This is a genomic window from Micropruina sp. (assembly GCF_047607385.1).
Lineage (GTDB): Bacteria > Actinomycetota > Actinomycetes > Propionibacteriales > Propionibacteriaceae > Micropruina.
The window spans coordinates 1-2,748 of the sequence record NZ_JASGDE010000028.1; the positions used below are offsets into that span (position 1 = coordinate 1).

Annotated in this window: 2 protein-coding genes; one reads left to right on the plus strand and one right to left on the minus strand. The window is 76.1% G+C overall.

Annotated elements, in window-relative coordinates; genetic code table 11:
* Positions 1-112: 112 nt before the first annotated feature.
* Complete coding sequence (locus tag QM582_RS02660; protein ID WP_415081504.1) at positions 113-478, minus strand: hypothetical protein; 366 nt, start codon at positions 476-478, stop codon at positions 113-115.
* A 328-nt stretch (positions 479-806) separates the two neighbouring features.
* Here QM582_RS02660 and QM582_RS02665 point away from each other — a divergent pair.
* A partial coding sequence (locus QM582_RS02665; RefSeq protein WP_415081505.1) for an AAA family ATPase occupies positions 807-2,748 on the plus strand: 1,942 nt, incomplete at its 3' end.

Consider the following 2,748-nt stretch of genomic DNA (forward strand, 5'->3'; position numbering starts at 1 on the left):
ACTAGGCCCTCCCTAATCAGTTCTGCCCTCCCGTCGACGGGAGGGCAGAACTGATTAGGGAGGGCCTAGTGGCGACGCGGACAGGTGCTCGCCTTACGCAGGGCTCGGCCCCTCAGCGCGGCGCGCCCTGGCGTCCCTGCCAGCCGAGAGGCTCGGCGACCACGGTGCGGAAGGAGAAGGTCATCGTGGCTCCCTCGACGATGGTGAGGTACTCGTCCGGACTGATCCGGTAGACGCCGCGGCGCTGCTCCGTCATCGGGTGCCGGGGCTGGTACGTCCGGGCGAACCGTTCGGCTTCGTGACGGGCCAGCTCCCGGTCGGCCCAGGCCGTCCGGGTCGCCGGCGCGGCCAGCCAGCGCAGCCCGTTGCCGGAGCCGACGCTCTGCTCCACCAGCAACGTGTACCCGACGTCACCGGACGCGGGGACGTGCGCGGCGTCCGAGGGGATGGGCAGCGTCGGCCAACGGGTATCGCTCATACCCGGATTGTCCCGTGTCGCGGGGGCGCGAACCCCGGCGCGGCGGGCAGCGGACCGGCCGGCTTCGCCCGAATCCGGCGGTCCGGACCGGGCCGCCAACCGCCCTGAATCAGACGTAGAGGCGGAGCAGTCCCGTCCTGGTACCTGCCGGCGAGGCAGAGAATTGCGTATTGGCTAGGCATTCCGGCGCCCAGTAGCCTGCTTCCATGACGGCCCGCGGGCGTTCCCGGGCAACTGCGCGTCCTTGAGCTTCCGGTTCGGAACCTTCCAGCCGCACCCCGGTGACGTGCCGGCGGACCGTTCGCCACCCCCGAAGGAGCGTCCGAACATGCCAGGCCCTGACACGCCCAACCCCGGCCCGGGCGACCGCGGCTCCTGGGTCGAGCCCGGCCGGCCCTGCCCCTGGCCGCCCAGCCGGCAGGCCATCGCCGAGGGGGTGGAGTACTGCCTGGATCGCGCGGCCGCCGGCCGTGGGCAGGCCTTGGTGCTGGTCGGAGCGCCCGGCATCGGCCGGACCACCCTGCTCGACTGGGCGTCCGGACGAGGCGGCGACCGCTTCGACGTGGCGCGGCTCCGCGGCGACGTCCGGGACGCCTCGACGCCGGGCGTCGCCCTCGACGACCTGGAGCGGCAGCTGGGGGCGTCCGGACGCGACGGCGGGGCCCGGCTTCCCGGGCCGAGTTCCGGCGATGCGGACGCCGGGGCCGCCGAGCTCGGCGCGTTCCTGCTCGACCTGATCGATCGGGCGCCGCGGCCGGTGCTGATCGTGGTGGACGACGCGCAATGGCTGGATCCGCTCAGCCTGGAAGTGCTCGGGAACCTGGGCCGCCGGCTCGGCGGGCGTCCGGTCGCGCTGCTGCTCGCGGTGCGGTCCGAGCTCGGCCGACCGCCGTATCCGCCGGACGCGCTGGGCGGGCTGCCCACCGCCGTGCTGGATCGGCTCACCGACGACGAGGCGGCCGAGCTGCTCTCCGGACCGTCCGCCGGCTGCACCGGGCCGGCGGACGGGGGTGCGGGCGACATCGTGCGCCGGGCGGAGGGCAACCCACTGGCGATCCAGGTGCTGGCGGCCGGCGCCGACCCGATCACCGTCGCCGAGGTCCACCGGACGCGGCTGGCCGGACTGTTCCGGGCCGAGCTGGCCGGACTCAGCCCCGAGGCGCTCGCGGTGGCCGAGGAGCTGGCCGTCGCGCTGGACGGTGCCGCAGGGCCGCTGCCGGCGGGCTGCACCGACGCCGTCCGGGACGAACTGGAGTCCGCCGGCCTGCTGTGCCGGCGGGCCGGGCAGTGGCGCCTGGCGCATCCGCTGCTCGGCGCCGCACTGACCTGCCGACTGACCCCCGCACGGTCCCGCGCATTGCACGCGCGGGCAGCGACCGCGGCGGACTCGACCACCGCGGCGACCGGGACGCAGTCGGCGTCGGTGCGGAGCCTCCGGCATCGGGTGATGGCCGCGGCGGGCTGTGACGACGCGCTCGCCGCCGACATCGAACGTGTGGTGGGCGATCCGGACGCCGACCTGGTGGCCGGCGGACGGCTGCTGCTGGACGCCGCGCTGCTCAGCACCGGCCGGGCCGACCGGCTGCGCCGACTGCTGGACGGGGCCGGGCGACTGCAGGCGGCGGGCCGGCTCGCGGAGGCCGAGGAGCACCTCGGCACCGCCGAAGCCCTGATCCGGACGCCGGCCGAGCGGGCCCGGCTGACCGAGCTGCGGGTAAGCGCCGAAGCGCTGTCCGCAAGCCCGCTGGCCGCCCGGGACGCCCTGCTGCGGCTGGCCGCCGACACCGCCCTGGGCGACACCGACGGCGCCGCCCTGCGGTACGCGCGGGCGGCGGCGATCAGCGTCGCCATCGGGGAACTCGAATTGGCGCAGAGCGCGGTGTCGATCGCGTCCCGGCTCGGTTGCGGCGGGGCGACCGGTGCCACCGTCGCCGAGCTGGTGCGGACGCTGACCGGCAACGACCCGGACGGGGTGGAGCCGCCCGCCCCAGCCGGATCCGACCCAGCCGGATCCACCCCGGCCGGATCCTCCCCCGCCGGATCCGACGCCGACGAGGTGATCGCCGACCCGGCGGTCAGCGCGGCCTGGGCGACGGCGTTGGCCGGTCACACCCCGGAGGCGCTGACCCGGCTGGAAGGCGCCGTCGACACCGCGCGACGCAGGTCGGCGAGGGGTCAGCTGGCGGGACGGCTGGTGGCGGTCGCGGGGCTGCGGCTGGCGTCCGGACGCGTGGTCGGCGCGGTGGCGGCGGCCGAGGAGGCCCTCGACC